At 57.5% G+C, this 15,536-nt stretch carries 12 protein-coding genes; 4 read left to right on the forward strand and 8 right to left on the reverse strand.

Going from position 1 to position 15,536, the window contains the following annotated elements; genetic code table 11:
* Nucleotides 1–149: 149 nt before the first annotated feature.
* On the reverse strand, nt 150–1,736 hold the full coding sequence (ahpF, locus tag GJU83_RS08885; RefSeq protein WP_069182358.1) for an alkyl hydroperoxide reductase subunit F: 1,587 nt from the start codon (nt 1,734–1,736) through the stop codon (nt 150–152).
* A gap of 258 nt (nt 1,737–1,994) precedes the next feature.
* Here ahpF and GJU83_RS08890 point away from each other — a divergent pair, with 258 nt between their 5' ends.
* Nucleotides 1,995–2,750 carry a DUF3581 domain-containing protein gene (locus GJU83_RS08890; protein ID WP_153634135.1) on the forward strand — a complete coding sequence of 252 codons (756 nt, stop codon included), beginning with the start codon at nt 1,995–1,997 and terminating at the stop codon, nt 2,748–2,750.
* Entirely contained in the window at nt 2,731–3,207 is a 477-nt protein-coding gene (locus GJU83_RS08895) for a peroxiredoxin (RefSeq protein ID WP_153634136.1), read from the forward strand. The genes GJU83_RS08890 and GJU83_RS08895 overlap by 20 nt, the downstream gene beginning before the upstream one ends.
* A 77-nt stretch (nt 3,208–3,284) precedes the next feature.
* Here GJU83_RS08895 and ahpC read toward each other — a convergent pair whose 3' ends face one another.
* The 6 genes from ahpC to GJU83_RS08925 all read right to left on the reverse strand — a co-directional run bounded on the left by ahpC (nt 3,285) and on the right by GJU83_RS08925 (nt 9,638).
* The gene (ahpC, locus tag GJU83_RS08900) at nt 3,285–3,848 is read right to left on the reverse strand and encodes an alkyl hydroperoxide reductase subunit C (RefSeq protein WP_069182361.1); all 564 of its coding nucleotides are present in this window, start codon (nt 3,846–3,848) and stop codon (nt 3,285–3,287) included.
* A gap of 129 nt (nt 3,849–3,977) precedes the next feature.
* Nucleotides 3,978–5,195: a choline transporter gene (locus tag GJU83_RS08905; protein ID WP_069182362.1), complete on the reverse strand. Its 1,218-nt coding sequence runs from the start codon at nt 5,193–5,195 to the stop codon at nt 3,978–3,980.
* Nucleotides 5,196–5,391: 196 nt separating this feature from the next.
* The gene (gene betA / locus GJU83_RS08910; protein ID WP_153634137.1) at nt 5,392–7,077 is read right to left on the reverse strand and encodes a choline dehydrogenase; all 1,686 of its coding nucleotides are present in this window, start codon (nt 7,075–7,077) and stop codon (nt 5,392–5,394) included.
* 27 nt (nt 7,078–7,104) lie between these two features.
* A complete protein-coding gene (gene betB / locus GJU83_RS08915) occupies nt 7,105–8,574 on the reverse strand; it encodes a betaine-aldehyde dehydrogenase (RefSeq protein ID WP_153634138.1) in 1,470 nt (489 codons plus the stop codon).
* Between the two features lie 62 nt (nt 8,575–8,636).
* Complete coding sequence (gene betI / locus GJU83_RS08920) at nt 8,637–9,230, reverse strand: transcriptional regulator BetI (protein ID WP_153634139.1); 594 nt, start codon at nt 9,228–9,230, stop codon at nt 8,637–8,639.
* Between the two features lie 195 nt (nt 9,231–9,425).
* A complete protein-coding gene (locus GJU83_RS08925; RefSeq protein WP_153634140.1) occupies nt 9,426–9,638 on the reverse strand; it encodes an acetyltransferase in 213 nt (70 codons plus the stop codon).
* Nucleotides 9,639–9,877: 239 nt separating this feature from the next.
* On the opposite strand from GJU83_RS08925, the gene GJU83_RS08930 reads away from it, so the two are divergent.
* Nucleotides 9,878–12,508: an EAL domain-containing protein gene (locus tag GJU83_RS08930; protein ID WP_153634141.1), complete on the forward strand. Its 2,631-nt coding sequence runs from the start codon at nt 9,878–9,880 to the stop codon at nt 12,506–12,508.
* On the opposite strand, the gene GJU83_RS08935 is transcribed toward GJU83_RS08930, so the two are convergent.
* Nucleotides 12,466–13,239 carry a CLCA_X family protein gene (locus tag GJU83_RS08935; RefSeq protein ID WP_069182819.1) on the reverse strand — a complete coding sequence of 258 codons (774 nt, stop codon included), beginning with the start codon at nt 13,237–13,239 and terminating at the stop codon, nt 12,466–12,468. The two genes, GJU83_RS08930 and GJU83_RS08935, sit on opposite strands and share 43 nt — an antisense overlap.
* Before the next feature lie 164 nt (nt 13,240–13,403).
* On the opposite strand from GJU83_RS08935, the gene GJU83_RS08940 reads away from it, so the two are divergent.
* The gene (locus tag GJU83_RS08940) at nt 13,404–15,506 is read left to right on the forward strand and encodes a molybdopterin-dependent oxidoreductase (RefSeq protein WP_069182368.1); all 2,103 of its coding nucleotides are present in this window, start codon (nt 13,404–13,406) and stop codon (nt 15,504–15,506) included.
* The last annotated feature ends 30 nt before the right edge of the window (nt 15,507–15,536 follow it).

Genomic DNA, 15,536 nt, shown 5'->3' on the forward strand with positions numbered 1-15,536 from the left:
AAAAGTGACTATTTTTCATACAGGACTGGAAGTATGACAACGACGTTTCACTTGTGCCAGAAAAACCTTGTTAAACCTGTGGGTTTAGCCATAAAAAAAGCACCGGATCGCTCCGGTGCTTCTCTCTCATCAGGCGGCTGTTTTCTGGTTTACGCCGCTTCGCCTTCGCTTTCATCCACGGAGTTGCGGATCAGGAAGTCAAAGGCGCTCAAGGCGGCCTTCGAACCCTCACCCATGGAGATCACGATCTGCTTGTAGGGCACAGTGGTCGCGTCGCCCGCCGCAAAGACACCCGGAATAGAGGTTTCATTGCGATCGTTGACGATGATCTCACCGTGCTGGCTCAGTTCGATGTCACCCTTGAGCCATTCGGTGTTGGGCACCAGGCCAATCTGCACGAACACACCTTCCAGGGAGATGTGGTGCTGCTCACCGGACTTACGGTCGGTATAGTTCAGGCCATTTACCTTGCCGTTTTCACCGGTGATCTCCGTGGTCTGTCCGGAGGTGATGATTTCCACGTTCTTCAGGCTGCGCAGTTTCTTCTGCAGGACCTCATCAGCGCGCATTTCGGCACCGAACTCGATCAGGGTCACGTGGCCCACGATACCGGCCAGGTCGATGGCGGCTTCCACACCGGAGTTACCACCGCCGATTACGGCAACACGCTTGCCCTTGAACAGGGGACCGTCACAGTGCGGGCAGTAGGCCACGCCCTTGTTGCGGTACTCTTCCTCTCCCGGTACGCCCATCTGGCGCCAGCGAGCACCGGTGGACAGAACCAGACTGCGTGCCTTGAGGGTGGCACCGTTTTCCAGACGCACTTCGTGGGGCATGCCCGGGCGCGAGGCTGGAATCAGCTTCTCGGCGCGCTGCATGTTCATGATATCCACGTCGTACTCTTTGACGTGCTGCTCCATGGCCGAGACCAGTTTCGGGCCTTCGGTATAAGGTACGGAGATCAGGTTTTCGATGCCCATGGTGTCAGCCACCTGGCCACCGAAACGCTCGGCTGCGATGCCGGTAGAGATTCCCTTACGGGCTGCGTAGATGGCGGCAGAGGCGCCGGCCGGCCCGCCACCAATCACCAGAACCTCGAAGGTATCCTTCTGGTTGATCTTCTCGGCGTCTTTCTCGCTGGAGCTGGTGTCCAGTTTGGCGACAATCTCTTCCAGGGTCATACGGCCCTGGCCCCAGGGCTCACCGTTCATGTAAACGCTGGGCACCGCCATGACTTCGCGCTGCTCCACTTCATCCTGGAACAAGGCTCCGTCGATGGAGGTGTTCTTGATGTTCGGGTTCAGCACGCTCATGAGATTCAGTGCCTGAACCACATCCGGGCAGTTCTGGCAGGACAGGGAGAAATAGGTCTCGAACTCGAACCGACCTTCCAGCGACTGAATCTGCTCAATCACATCCTGGGAAGCCTTGGAGGGGTGGCCGCCCACCTGAAGCAAGGCCAGTACCAGCGAGGTAAATTCGTGGCCCATGGGAATGCCGGCAAAGCGGACGCCAATATCGGTGCCTACACGGTTAATGGCGAAGGAAGGACGACGCACATCATTGGATTCTTCGGTGCGCAGGCTGATCTTGGAAGACATGGGTTCCAGTTCTTCCAGCAGTTCCCGGAGTTCCTGGGACTTCTTGCTGTCGTCATAGGCCGCAACCAGCTCGATCGGCTGCTGCAGCTTGTCCATGTAGGCCTTGAGCTGTTCCTTGATATTGGCATCCAACATATTCCGACTTCTCCTTTAAATTTCGAAACTAAGTATTTGAAAAAATACGGTGGTCAATTGAAGTTGGTGCAAAGATACGGTCCGGCTACCCGATGCTCAAATTAATTGACCCAAACTGTTTGATAGAACTTTGCTATATCTTGAGACTTGCCTCTGCCCGGGACTTGACCAATAGCGCATATCCACCGAAAGCCTGCCGCAGTATGATGTTGTCATAATGTCGCAACATCATTCTCCGGTACCCAGAATAGGCAACGCATGTTTCTAGACCGTTTCCACTCCGTCCAGGACGGACACGTCGTAATTTCCGCTCTGCAAGCCAGCCAGTTCGCCAAGGAAATCGCCGGGGATTTCAATCCCATCCATGATCCGGATGCCCGCCGTTTCTGTGTGCCAGGCGACCTGCTGTTTGCCATCGTGCTGGCGCGCTTCGGACTGTCGGAAAACATGACCTTCCGGTTCCGCAGCCTGCTCGGAGAGAATGTACCTCTCAAATTCGTCGAAACCGGGGATACGATTGAGGTCTGCGACGATGCCGGCAAGGTCTATATTGAAGTGGCCCGCAGTGGCGCCACAACCAACGACCAACAGCTGATCGAGGCCATTACCCGCGCCTATGTGGCGGCCTCGGGGAAGAATTTCCCCCACACCCTGAAACCATTGATGGAGTCGAACGGGGTGATGTTCAATCCCGATCGCCCCATGGTGATGTACGAGAGCATGAGCCTGGCTCTGGACAACCTCGATCTTCCGTCCCCTGAGCTCGAATTGCACAACGCGACACTGGAAGAGGCCGGCAAGCGCGGCAATGTCTTCCTGGAATACCGCCTTACCGCTAACGGCAAACCGGTGGGCGAAGTGACCAAACGGCTCGTATTAAGTGGTCTGCGACCGTATTCCGAAGAGGCGATGGCCGGCGTGATTGAAGAGTTCTATCGCCTCAAGGCCCGCGGCGCCGACTATTTCAACAAGAACAACCGTGGAGACCAGAGCAATGCCAATTCAGCCGGGTGATACCCTGCCAGATATCGAACTTCAGGTAATGGGCGAAAAAGGGCCGGAGAGAATCCGTACCAGCGAGCTCTTTGCCGGTAAGAAAGCGGTACTTTTCGCCGTACCGGGTGCGTTCACACCGACCTGTTCAGCCGCTCATTTGCCTGGCTTTGTGGTGAACGCCGACAAGCTGCGCGCGAAGGGCGTGGACACCATCGTGTGCACCTCGGTCAACGACGCCTTCGTGATGGACGCCTGGGGCAAGGCCCACAATGCCGACGAGATCGTCATGCTGGCCGATGGCCTGGCAGAATTCGCCAAGGCTCTGGACCTGACCCAGGACCGTACCGCCAACGGCATGGGCATTCGCAGCCAGCGTTATGCCATGATCGTCAACGATGGCAAGGTGGAGCAGCTACACGTCGACCCGCAGGGGCTGGATCTGACCAGCGCCGAGACCATTCTCGAGTCGCTCTGAGAGATCGCTTTTCTTCAGACACAAAAAACCCCGGAAAATCCGGGGTTTTTCGTTCATAAGCTTTCCGGAAGGAGAGCTTAGATCTTGCCAACCAGGTCCAGAGACGGAGCCAGTGTTTCCTCGCCTTCTTTCCACTTGGCCGGGCATACTTCGCCAGGATGCTTGCGAACGTACTGTGCCGCTTTGACCTTGCGCATCAGGTCGTCAGCGTCACGGCCAATACCTTCGGCAGTGATTTCCATAGCCTGGATAACGCCGTCCGGATCGATCAGGAAGGTGGCGCGGTCTGCCAGGCCCTGGCCTTCACGCATTACACCGAAGTTGTTGGTGATGGTGCCGGTCTGGTCGCCTACCATGTAGTACTGGATCTTGCCGATGGTCTCGGAAGCATCGTGCCATGCCTTGTGGGTGAAGTGGGTGTCGGTGGACACAGAGAACACTTCAACGCCCAACTTCTGCAGCTCTTCGTACTTGTCCGCAACGTCGCCCAGCTCAGTCGGGCAAACGAAAGTGAAGTCGGCCGGGTAGAAGAAAAATACTGCCCACTTGCCTTTTACATCGGCTTCGCTGATCTCAACGAACTCGCCGTTTTTGAAAGCGGTAGCGTTGAACGGCTTGATCTCGCTGTTAATGATGCCCATTAAAGATAACTCCTTGTTGATGGATTCAATAAGTGGATGAATTTACAACGCTAAAGGTACTGACATGCAGCGCCGCGATAAAATTGATAATTTCCAAGCCAAGGATAGGCTCTGCCTATTTATGGGGTCTTAACCGGCAAGTTCAATCTTGCCAAAGTCCAGAATATTCTCTTTCGGTGACGCTTTAATGGCAGCCACTTCGGCCCGCTTCTTCGCCAGGATGTAGACGAAACAGCCGAAATACAGTGCGATCACCAGGGCGCCTACCCACTGAATCCGGAGAAAATCCAGCTGGAACAGCATGGTCAGACCCACCATCGCGAGGAAATTGAACACCACGTAATTCGCCCGTCCCAGGCGCTGGGCGGTGAGATTCAGGTTGTCTGTGTACAGACGGATCAGCGAATCCAGTGAGTTCACCACCATCAACACGCCCACCGAGATCATGGCAAGGTTGGTAAACGCCGCAATCTGCAAACCTTCCGCATGATAGTGGTAAAGCACAGTAAACCACACACCAATGGCGATGGACGGCACCACCAGCATGGCAATCAGCAACTGCCAGGTACGAATACCGCTAACGAAGCGGGCCGTAAACTGACCGATCATGATGCTCCAGGCAAACCACCAGAACAGGTAGAACTCGTGGTAGTCATTGATGGGCAGGACAAACTGATGAATGTTGGCAAAGTATTCGCCGATCAATCCGGCGGTGCCGAGGAAATCTGCCGGCGAGCCGGCCCCCATGACAAACGCCCGGAACCACATGCCCGCAATCAGGGCAATGAACAGCAGGCTCGAGCCCAGACTCAGGATGCGCACATACTTGATCTTGGAGCTGGAGTAGACCGCCAGCCCAATCGCAGCAAACACGATAAAGTAGAACGCCGGTACCACGGACTCGCCGTCACCCAGCATGGGCAGATACCAGGGCAGGTTCACCAGCAACAGATAGGCGGTGAAAGCGCAGGTGCCGATGATCACAACGTTGTTAACGATCTTCACCAGCGGAATTTCAAAGAACTTCACCCGCGGCTCGATGATCGCGAAGTAAAAACAGGTCAGGAAATAGAAGCCCCAGATCAGAAATGCCCAGAACCCGAACTCAATGGCCAGCGGGTTGGCAAAACCATACTCCGGGCTGGCAGACAGATCGCCATAACCACCAAACTCGGTGAGCGGGAACATGATCAGGCCCACATCAAGACCGGACGTGAACAGTATGGCAATAAAGGTGAAGGTGCGAACCGGCGTGACGCCAATGCACTGGATGTCCCACCATTTGTACAGAATCAGGGCAATGGCGGCGAAGGTAAATATCAGACCTGCGGATAACCAGAGTGTCATAACGTCCTCCGGTTACTTTCTTTCTTTTTGATAAACAGCATGGGTGTTCCTCCTCTACTTGGTTCGAATCGGACACAAACCCAGGACTTGCCTATCCGGCGCCCGAAAACGGCAGAACACCGTCGCGCTGATAGGGAAATCCTGAGGGCTTGCAAAACCCCGGGCGCGTTGCACGACCGGGCGGGATGACGACGCGCTACGCGAGCGCGCGCTTTGCCTGTCCCGGGCGCTGACGCACCTGCCACTGGTCGTCCATAACCACAGGGGCATCAGAAGGCTGCAGGGGCTCCCTGCCCCGAATCAGGTCGGCTGCCCGCTCGGCCACCATGATGGTGGGCGAATTAAGGTTGCCGTTCGGTATGGTCGGGAAGATGGACGAATCCACCACCCTGAGATTCCGGATGCCGTGAACCCGAGTCTCCGGGTCCACCACCGCCAGCTCGTTGGTGCCCATCTTGCAGGAGCAGGACGGGTGGTAGGCGCTCTCCACCGCCTGGCGGACAAACGCATCGATTTCCTCGTCGGTCTGGACCTCGGCACCGGGCTGGATCTCCGCGCCCCGATACTCGTCCATGGCCGGCTGATTGATGATTTCCCGGGTCAGGCGCACACAATCCCGGAAGCCTTCCCGATCTGCCTCGTGCTGCAGATAGTTGAAGCGGATGGTCGGTGCCTGTTTCGGATCGGCCGATTGCACATGCACAAAGCCACGGCTTTTCGGTTTGTTGTGGCCAATGTGCAGCTGGAATCCGTCTCCGTTGAAGGCTTCTTTACCGTCGTAGCGCATGGCTGCCGGCAAAAAGTGATATTGCAGGTCGGGCCACTCGACGCCGGCCTTGGACCGGATAAAGCCACAGGACTCGAAGTGATTGGTGGCGCCCAAACCGTCCTTACGGAGAATCCAGCGAACACCAATCTTCAGCTTGTTCCACCAGTCCAGCTTGCCGTTGAGCGACACCGGCTGCTTGCAGCGGTACTGAAAGTAAAACTCCAGGTGGTCCTGCAGGTTCTCACCAACGCCGGGTAGCTCGTGCGCTACCTCAATACCAGCCTTTTCCAGTACCTCACGCTTGCCAATTCCGGACAGCTGAAGCAGGTGGGGTGAGCCAATGGAACCGGCCGACAGGATGACCTCCTCGGCGGCCTTCGCCTCGTGTACCTTGCCACCCTGCTCGTAACGGACACCGGTGGCGGTTTTGCCGTCCAGCAATACCTTGTGGACCAGGGCATGGGTGACCACAGTCAGGTTCGGGCGCTCCATGGCCGGGCGAAGATAGGCGTTGGCAGTGGACCAGCGACGACCGTTCTTCACGGTCATGTGCATGGCGCCGAAGCCTTCCTGCTGGGTTCCGTTGTAATCGCCGGTTTCGAAATATCCAGCATCGGAACCCGCCTGGATAAAGGCCTTGTAGAGCGGATTCTGCATGTTGTTGCCGTTGTTCACACCGAGCGGGCCTTTATCACCCCGGTAATCATCGCCGCCGAAGGCCCAGGTTTCGGCTTTTTTGAAATACGGAAGGACATTCCGGTAATGCCAGCCGGTGGCGCCTTCGGAATCCCATTCGTCGAAATCCCGGGCGTGGCCACGGACATACACCATCCCGTTGATGGAGGAAGAGCCCCCCAGAACCTTGCCCCGGGGGCAATGCATGCGGCGGTTGTCCAGATACGGCTCCGGCTCGGTCTCGAACTGCCAGGCGTATTTCTTGGTGTTCATGGGAATGGACAGGGCGGTGGGCATCTGGATGAAGATGCTCTTGTCGCTGCCGCCGGTTTCCAGCAGCAGCACCCGGTGGCGCGCGTCCTCGGTCAGGCGGTTGGCCAATACACAACCGGCGGAACCCGCACCCACGATGATGTAGTCGTATCGGTTTTCTGTCATACGCGTTCTCCTCTGTGGCTTGCGGGCTTAAAACGGGGCATCCAGATCCTGCATGCCGATGTAGACGGACTTGATCTGGGTGTAATGCGCTATGGTCTCGCGCCCGTTTTCCCGGCCGATGCCGGAGAGTTTGTAGCCGCCCACCGGCATTTCCGCCGGGGAGGCACCGTAGCTGTTGATCCAGCAGATACCGGCCTGGATCTGGTGAATCACCCGGTGCGCCCGGCGGATGTCGTTGGTGAACACGCCCGCGGCCAGACCGGTGTCGGTGTTGTTGGCCCGGGCAATCACCTCGTCCTCGTCGCGGAAGGTGAGCACCGACATCACCGGCCCGAAGATCTCTTCCTTCACGATGGTCATGTCATCGGTGCAGTCGGTGAAGATGGTGGGCTCCACGAAATAGCCGCCTTTGGAATCCTCCGGCTCAAAGGCCCGACCGCCGTGGCTCAGGGTGGCCCCTTCAGAGAGGCCTTTGGCGATGTAATCGAGCACCAGATCCCGGTGTTTTGCCGAGATGAGGGCGCCAAAGTTGGTATCCGGATTCATCGGATCACCCGGCTTGATGTTCTTGCGGGTGCGCTCCAGCAGGCGTTCCATGAAACGCGGGTACAGATCTTCATGGACAAACACCCGGGTACCGTTGGTGCAGATCTCGCCCTGGGTGTAGAAGTTGCCCACCATGGCGGCAGAGATGGCGTTTTCCAGGTCGGCATCGTCAAAGATGATCAGCGGGGATTTACCGCCGAGCTCCATGGTGACGTCTTTCAGGGTGGAGGATGCCGCTGCCATTACCTTCTTGCCGGTAGCCACTTCGCCGGTGAAGGAGACCTTGGCAATCTCCGGATGATGGGTCAGCCATTGGCCCACCTCGGCGGCGCCCTGCACCACGTTGAACACGCCTGCCGGTACACCGGCTTCGGTAAAGATCTCCGCCAGCTTCACCGCACCCATTGGGGTTTCCTCGGATGGCTTGAAGATCATGGCATTACCGCAGGCCAGGGCCGGCGCGGATTTCCAGCAGGCAATCTGGATCGGGTAGTTCCAGGCCCCAATGCCGGCGCAGATGCCCAGGGGCTCCCGGCGGGTGTAGTAAAAATCACCGCCCAGGTCCTGTTGGTTACCTTCGATGGAGGGTGCCAGGCCGGCAAAGAACTCAACCGCATCGGCACCGGTGACCACATCCACGGCTTCTGCTTCCTGCCAGGGCTTCCCGGTATCGCGCACCTCTGCGGCAGCCAATTCGTCATTACGCTCTCTCAGAAGCGCAACCGCCCGAAGCAAAATCCGGCTGCGCTCAATGGCAGTCATGGCAGACCACTCGGCAAAACCGGCGCGGGCACTTTCAATGGCAGCCTGCTGCACGGATTCATCCGCCACTTCCACTTCGTAGATAACCTGGCCTGTGGCCGGGTTTACCACGGGGAAGGTTTCGCCGGTGCTGTTGGCCAGGAAACGGCCATGGACGAAATTCTGAACAACAGGAAGAGATGCAGACATAGTAATCAGATACCTCGGTTCGGTGTCTTCAGGCCTTGTGGGCCATTTGAATCTATCGCGGCTCAGGCGGTGGCCTGGGCCAGTGTCTCGTGGACAAATTTCTTGCAGAGCCGCTCGCCGGCTTCAAAGCTTTCTGCCGGGTCCAGGCTCAGGGCACTGCGCAGCCAGAAACCGTCAATCATTGCTGCGGTTTGCCGGGCCGCCTCTGTGGCTGCGTCTGGCTCGAGCACCTGCGCAAACGAGTACCGCAGATTGCTGTAGAGCCGGGCATTGTTGATCTGCTGCAATCGCTTCAGCCCGGGCTCATGCATTGATCGGGCCCAGAAGCTCAGCCAGGTCTTGGCGGCCAACGCCGAGCGCTGGAACTCAGAAAAGTTCGACTCGATGATGCAGTTCAGCCGCTGCTCGGGGGAGCGGTCGGTCCTGGCCATGCGCTCCCGCAGTTCCTTGCCCAATTGATCCAGCAGATAACGCAGAGCTGCCTCAATCAGACCCTGCTTGCCCCCGAAGTAATGGCTGATAATCCCGGAGGACATACCCGCCCGCTTGCTGATGCTGACAATGGTGGTGTTCTGCATACCCAGCTCAGCAATCGAATCCATGGTGGCTTCAATCAGTTGCTGCTTGCGTGTGTCTTTAACCCCAACTTTTGGCATGGCGGCTTCGGTTACTCGTCTTGATTCCGGTGTTGAAAAGCAGCGCGACTTGGCTCTGCTTTTTATTAATTGAACGTTCAATTAACAAAAAGTTTACAGAAGCAGGATAAGAAATTCAAACCTGTGCAAAAAATAGCCAATCTCAGGGCGACGCTAGCGCGACCCTGTGGTGGCTACAGGAGGGGTAAGCAAGTGTCAGCTTTGTCGGCGGTAGTCGGGATTGGTCCAGCACACAGGAAGCGCTTCACCGGAGGGAAAGGCCAGGTCCGATTTTGCAAAGGATTCCGGGTCCTGCGCCTCTTCCCCGTAATGGAGGCTGCCGCGAACCTGTTGGACATGGGGATCAAACAGTGCCTGGGTATCCAGTACTTCAATCAGGTGCCCGGTTGCTTTTTCAGCGACAAACATGGAGGCCTCCTCGGGATAGGTTTTACCCCTTAAACGTAGCAGATGCGCCGCCATCCAGACAGGCAAGCCTGGTCACCGGGAGCCCGGGGCGCGCGCAGGAAACGCTGGAAAACTCGAAATATGAGACATTTCGCTACATTAAATATCGGTTGGCGGCTTTTCTGGCGCAGAAAGATTGATAAGCTGAACTTTGAGACAAAAATAAAAGCCTGCTGGCTAAATAACGGGGTCTACTGTTCGTGATCCTCAGCAATGCTCTGCGTATCCTTGTTCTGATGCTGGCCTTGAGCGTGTTCCAGTCTGTCCACGCGGATGCCGGCCCGGTTTCGGTGGTCTCTGGCACACCGATTGAGAGCCACTTCCAGTACTGGGAAGACACCGGTGCCAACGCCACACTGGCCGAGGTTCGCGCTCTTCCAGAATCCGCCTGGCAACACAGGCCCACTGGCAAAGCCACCTTTGGCATCACCGATTCCGCCTATTGGCTGCGGGTTGAGCTGCATAACCAGACCGATCGTGACCAATTGCTGATCGCCGAGCTGGCCTACTCGCAGCTCGATGACGTGGTGTTCCACGAGCTCTCCGGGGGCACACTGCTTCGCGAATTCCGCACCGGCGATACCCGCCCCTTCTATCCGAGGGATGTTGACCATCCCAGCATGCTGTTCAGATTCCAGGTGGCACCGGACAACCTGAAAACGCTCTACATACGGGTAGCAACACAAGGCACGATGGTAGTGCCGCTGCAGATATGGCATCAGAGTGAGTTTTACGAGGCCGCCGCCAACGAGCAAAAACTGCACTTTTTCTACTACGGCAGCCTGGCGGTCATCATTCTGATCAACCTGGCCGTGTTTCTGACCCTGCGGGAACGGCTGTACCTGTACTACGCGCTGGCCATATCCGGGTATTTCCTGTTTTTTGCCGCGGTTCGCGGTTACACCCTCCAGCATATCTATCCGGAATCACCGTTTCTGCATGCCCATGTGTTGATGCTCTCCATTCCTTTCCTGGCGATGTTTTCACTGCTGTTCTGCATGGAGTTTCTGAAAGTCCGCTCACATAGCCCGCGGCTTTACCGCGCTCTGCAAGCTATGTTGGCGTTCGAGATCCTGTATTTCCTGAGCGCTCCACTCTTGAGCTACGACACCGGCATCCGGGTTGCGGCGATCTCCGCATTCGGATTCTTTTCGCTGCTGCTGGTGGCAGGTCCTGTCACCTGGGCCGCCGGTGTTCGGGCCGGCATTTTCTTCACCATTGCCTGGACACCACTCACGGTAGGAGTATCGGCAACGGCCGGTCGCGCTCTTGGCCTGTTGCCGGAGAACTTCTTTACCGAATACGCCATGCAGATAGGATCCGGGCTCGAAGCTTTCATTCTCACGCTCGCCCTTGCCGACCGCCTTTATCGGGAACGGGAGCAGAAAATCCAGGCCCAGGCCGACATCCTGCAACAGCAGAAAGCCCGCAGCGATGCCCAGACCCGGTTGAATGAAGCGCTCACCCATGACCCGGTTACCGGTCTTCCAAACCGCAACCGCTTCGAGTGGATGGTGGATGAGCAATTCCGGCAACACCCCAATGGCCGCTTCATGGTTGGGGTTACCCGCATAACCCAGCTTGAGGAAATCAACCGCACCCTGGGCCTCGACCGCAGTGAGCGCCTGCTCAAAGCAATGGCAGAACAGATGATCAAGCTGGCAGCCGAACTACCGATGGTTCACTCCACCGTCAATTCCGAAGGTCGTGAGGAGCTGGTCTATCAGCTTTCCGGAGACAGCTTTGGCCTGCTGGTGGATATCGGCAAAACGGGGGACGATTTCAAATCATTGGATAATGCACTGAAGCAACTGGCCGAACCGGTGTTACTGGACAACATCGCCATAGAACCCAACCCCCGGTTCGGTGCCGCCAGCTTTCCGGAACATGGAAAAAAAGCGGCTCTCCTGATCCGCAACGCCCACGTTGGCATGGAAATGGCACCTCACGGTCCCCATCAGACCGGTCTGTATTCCCGGAAAAACGATATCTACGACGAGAGCCGGCTGACATTGATGTCTGACCTTCGGGAGGCTCTGCACAACAATCAGACCCAACTCTACTACCAACCCAAAACCAGTCTGGCCACGGGCAAGGTGGTGGGTGTGGAAGCCCTGATTCGCTGGCACCATCCGGAAAGGGGCTGGGTGCCACCGATCGACTTCGTTCCCATGGCGGAGAAAACCGGTGTGATCAAACACCTGACACGCTGGGTGGTGGATCAGGCGATGAACGATCTCAAGGCACTCCACGAGATTGATCCGGAGCTGACCATCTCAGTGAATATCTCCGCTCGCGACCTCAGTTCTCCAGAACTGATTGGCCTGTTTGAAACCCGCATAAAGCGATATCAGCTAAAGGCGGAACAGGTCATAATCGAACTCACCGAAACCGCGGCCATGGACGATCCACACCGAGGCCTGAAAGCCCTGAATGAATTGACGGCGATCGGGCTCAAGCTCTCGATTGACGACTTCGGCGCCGGTTACTCCTCACTCTCCTACCTGAAGAAGCTGCCAGCCAGCGAAATAAAGCTGGACCGCACCCTGCTGCAGGACATCGAGTCCAGCGACAGCGCCCGGATGATCGTGGAAACCGCCATCAGTATGGGCCAGGGCCTCGGTTATCGGGTGGTTGCCGAAGGCATTGAGACCGAAAAATCGGCACGCCTCCTTGAATCGCTCGGAGCCGAAATGCTCCAGGGCTACTGGATCTGCCCACCGAAGTCACTTGAAGATCTCAAAGCCTGGCTAGATGTTGAAAGACAAGTCCCGGGCCGAGGAGACGTTTACTCCTCTGCCAAGCGGAGCGCCCGGCCAAGAGACGTGTAATAACGGTGAAACGCGCGGTTGACTCTTTCCCGTTGCGCGCCAACCGGATAGAGACCCAGTTTTGCCTCTTCGGATTCCCGGGTTCCGCTTACCAGAAAGGCGTTCTTTACGTCGGCATCCTGCACAAAGGCCTCAAATGCCCGGGCGCAGAGTTCTTCGGGCAGGCTGAAGTACTGAATCCCGGCCGCTTTGTCGGCCTTTATCGAGCAACGGAAGAGCTCGCTGGGCTCTGCGCCGTCTTCGTCCAGCAAAACCGCTTTAAAGCAGGCCTGCAGACGGTCATTCAAAGGGTGACGAATCGCATCGTCGCGGCCTAGCCAGAGTTTCGACGCAAACTGGCCTCTCTCGGCCTCGCCGAAAAGCTTCTCGCCGATGTAATGATCGAAGGCGTGAAACCACTCGTGGGCAATGCTGCCGGGGCCCGCGTTCTTGGCCAGTGAGAAACTGCGGGTAGCCGGCGTGTAATGGGCCGACACGCCGGGCCGGCCGCCAATTCCGTACTGCAACGCCAGGGTGCCGCGCAGGGACACCAGCGACTCGGTGCCGCCAAGAATGGTCATCAGGTCGCACAGGGCATCGTAGAACAGCGACGCACTGCGCTGTTTCTCCGGCTCGGTGACCCAGCGGCCAAGCTCGATGGAACGGAACTGGAAACGACGGCGGACGTCGAGAAAGGTAACCGGCGCACCGGCACGGTGGTCCGGGCCCTGACGGTAAAAAGATCTGGCCATGGCGCTATTGTACGATGAAAAACCAGGCTGTCTTTCAGGCACCGGGAGAAACATCATTTGGCGGGATTGACCGGTTTTGTGTGAATTATGACCGTCTGATTTTTCGCCGGCCTGTGCCACACTGCCAGAATCAATAATGACAATATCCCGAGTGAGTGTTTGCCATGACCGACACCCAGACCCATTACCGCACCTGCAATATTTGTGAAGCCATGTGTGGCCTCGAAATCCAGCATCGGGGTAGCGAGATCCTGTCCATCAAGGGCGACAACAACGACCCGTTCAGCCACGGCCATATCTGCCCGAAAGCCGTTGCACTGCAGGATTTCTACAATGACAAGGACCGCCTGAAAACACCGATGAAGCGCACCGCCGACGGCTGGCAGGAAATCAGCTGGGAGGAAGCGTTTGAGGAAATCGCCTCGCGGTTTCGGGGCATCCAGCAGGAACACGGGCAGGATGCGGTCGGGGTTTATCTGGGTAATCCAAACGCCCATAACTTCGGCAACGCCATCATGCTGCCGCGGTTCTTCAAAGCGCTGGGCACCAATAACCGCTATAGCTCCGCCTCCGCCGACCAGTTACCGCACCACGTGGCCTCCAATTACATGCTCGGTGCCGGCATGCTGATTCCGGTCCCGGACATCGACCATACGGATTTCATGCTGATCATTGGTGCCAACCCGATTGTCTCCAACGGCAGTCTGATGACCGCCCCCGGCGTGGGCAAACGCCTGAAAGCCATCCAGCAACGGGGCGGCAAGGTGGTGGTGGTTGATCCACGGCGCACCGAAACCGCGAAAAAGGCCGACCAGCACCTGTTCATCCGCCCGGAAACCGATGCCCTGTTCATGCTGGCCATGGTTCACACCCTGTTCGAGGAACAGCTGGTTACCCTTGGCCACCTGGAAGACCGGATTGACGGGCTGGAGCAACTGGCCAATGCCGTCAAACCTCATGCTCCGGAATCCGTGGCGGACGCCTGCGGTATGAGCGCTAGCGCCATCCGCGAGCTGGCACGGGAGATGGCCGCCGCCAAAAGTGCGGTTTGCTACAGCCGCATGGGCGCCTCGACGCAGTCGTTCGGCGGCCTCTGCCAGTGGCTGAACAACGTGCTGAACATTCTTACCGGCAACTTCGATAGCCGCGGCGGCGCCATGTTCCCCCAGCCGGCCTTTGATCTGGTGCGGGACAAAAAGGGCAAGCCCAGTTCCTATGGCCGTTACGAGTCCCGGGTGCGAAAACTGCCCTACTTCAACAACGAATTCCCCGTGGCCACCCTGGCCGATGAGATCCTCACTCCGGGCGAGGGCCAGATCCGGGCGATGATTACCATCGCCGGTAATCCGGTGCTTTCTGCGCCCGGCGGAGCCCGACTGGAAGACGCTTTCGATGCCCTGGATTTCATGGTGTCGGTCGATATCTACCTGAACGAAACCACCCGTCACGCCGACATCATCCTGCCAGCCACGACCGGGCTGGAAGTGCCGCACTTCGATGTGTTCTTCAACTCTTTCGCCGTTCGCAATACCGCGAAATTCTCGGAACCGATGTTCGAAAAGGCGCCAAACCAGAAACACGACTGGGAAATTCTGCGGGATCTGGCCCTGCAGTTAACGGGCCTGGAAAACGATGGCGTGACTCCGGAGGCCATGCTGGATCTGGGCCTGAAACACGGCGCCTACGGAAAAGAGGGCATGAGCCTGGAGACCCTGAAAGCCAACCCTCATGGCGTGGATCTGGGACCGCTGCAGCCCTGCCTGGCGCAGCGCATCCAGACCGAAGACGGCAAGATCCGGTTAGCTCCGCAGCTGTATCTGGACGATCTCAAACGCCTGGATGCCTCAGGCCTGTTGCAGGCAGATGAGAACAGCGACTATCCGTTCACGCTGATCAGCCGCCGCCTGCCCCGCAGCCACAATACCTGGACCCAGAACTCCCACCGGCTGGTAAAAGGCAAGAACCCGTGCACTTTGCAGATAAACGCGTCAGATGCACTCAAAATCGGGCTTGAAGACGGACAACTGGCCACGGTTACGTCGGCTTCCGGTAGCATCAACCTGCCGGTGGAAATCGACGACGATATGTTCGAGGGTGTGATCAGCATGCCCCAGGGCTGGGGCCACAACCGGCCCGACACCGCCATGTCGATCGCCGAGGGACAACCCGGCGTAAGCATGAACGACGTCACTGATTCCGGGCGCATTGACGCACTGACGGGCAATGCGGCGTTCAATGGAACGAGGGTAGCCGTGCGCGCAGCCTGAAGTGAGATATGGCATGGAGAAGGTTGCGCG

This window comes from Marinobacter salsuginis (assembly GCF_009617755.1).
In the GTDB taxonomy this organism is placed as follows: domain Bacteria; phylum Pseudomonadota; class Gammaproteobacteria; order Pseudomonadales; family Oleiphilaceae; genus Marinobacter; species Marinobacter salsuginis.

Excerpts from the sequence above, each read along its gene's own strand:
- ahpF (WP_069182358.1), bottom strand. The coding sequence starts at position 1,736 with ATGTTGGATGCCAATATCAAGGAACAGCTCAAGGCCTACATGGACAAG.
- GJU83_RS08890 (WP_153634135.1), top strand. The coding sequence starts at position 1,995 with ATGTTTCTAGACCGTTTCCACTCCGTCCAGGACGGACACGTCGTAATT.
- GJU83_RS08895 (WP_153634136.1), top strand. The coding sequence starts at position 2,731 with ATGCCAATTCAGCCGGGTGATACCCTGCCAGATATCGAACTTCAGGTA.
- ahpC (WP_069182361.1), bottom strand. The coding sequence starts at position 3,848 with ATGGGCATCATTAACAGCGAGATCAAGCCGTTCAACGCTACCGCTTTC.
- GJU83_RS08905 (WP_069182362.1), bottom strand. The coding sequence starts at position 5,195 with ATGACACTCTGGTTATCCGCAGGTCTGATATTTACCTTCGCCGCCATT.
- betA (WP_153634137.1), bottom strand. The coding sequence starts at position 7,077 with ATGACAGAAAACCGATACGACTACATCATCGTGGGTGCGGGTTCCGCC.
- betB (WP_153634138.1), bottom strand. The coding sequence starts at position 8,574 with ATGTCTGCATCTCTTCCTGTTGTTCAGAATTTCGTCCATGGCCGTTTC.
- betI (WP_153634139.1), bottom strand. The coding sequence starts at position 9,230 with ATGCCAAAAGTTGGGGTTAAAGACACACGCAAGCAGCAACTGATTGAA.
- GJU83_RS08925 (WP_153634140.1), bottom strand. The coding sequence starts at position 9,638 with ATGTTTGTCGCTGAAAAAGCAACCGGGCACCTGATTGAAGTACTGGAT.
- GJU83_RS08935 (WP_069182819.1), bottom strand. The coding sequence starts at position 13,239 with ATGGCCAGATCTTTTTACCGTCAGGGCCCGGACCACCGTGCCGGTGCG.
- GJU83_RS08940 (WP_069182368.1), top strand. The coding sequence starts at position 13,404 with ATGACCGACACCCAGACCCATTACCGCACCTGCAATATTTGTGAAGCC.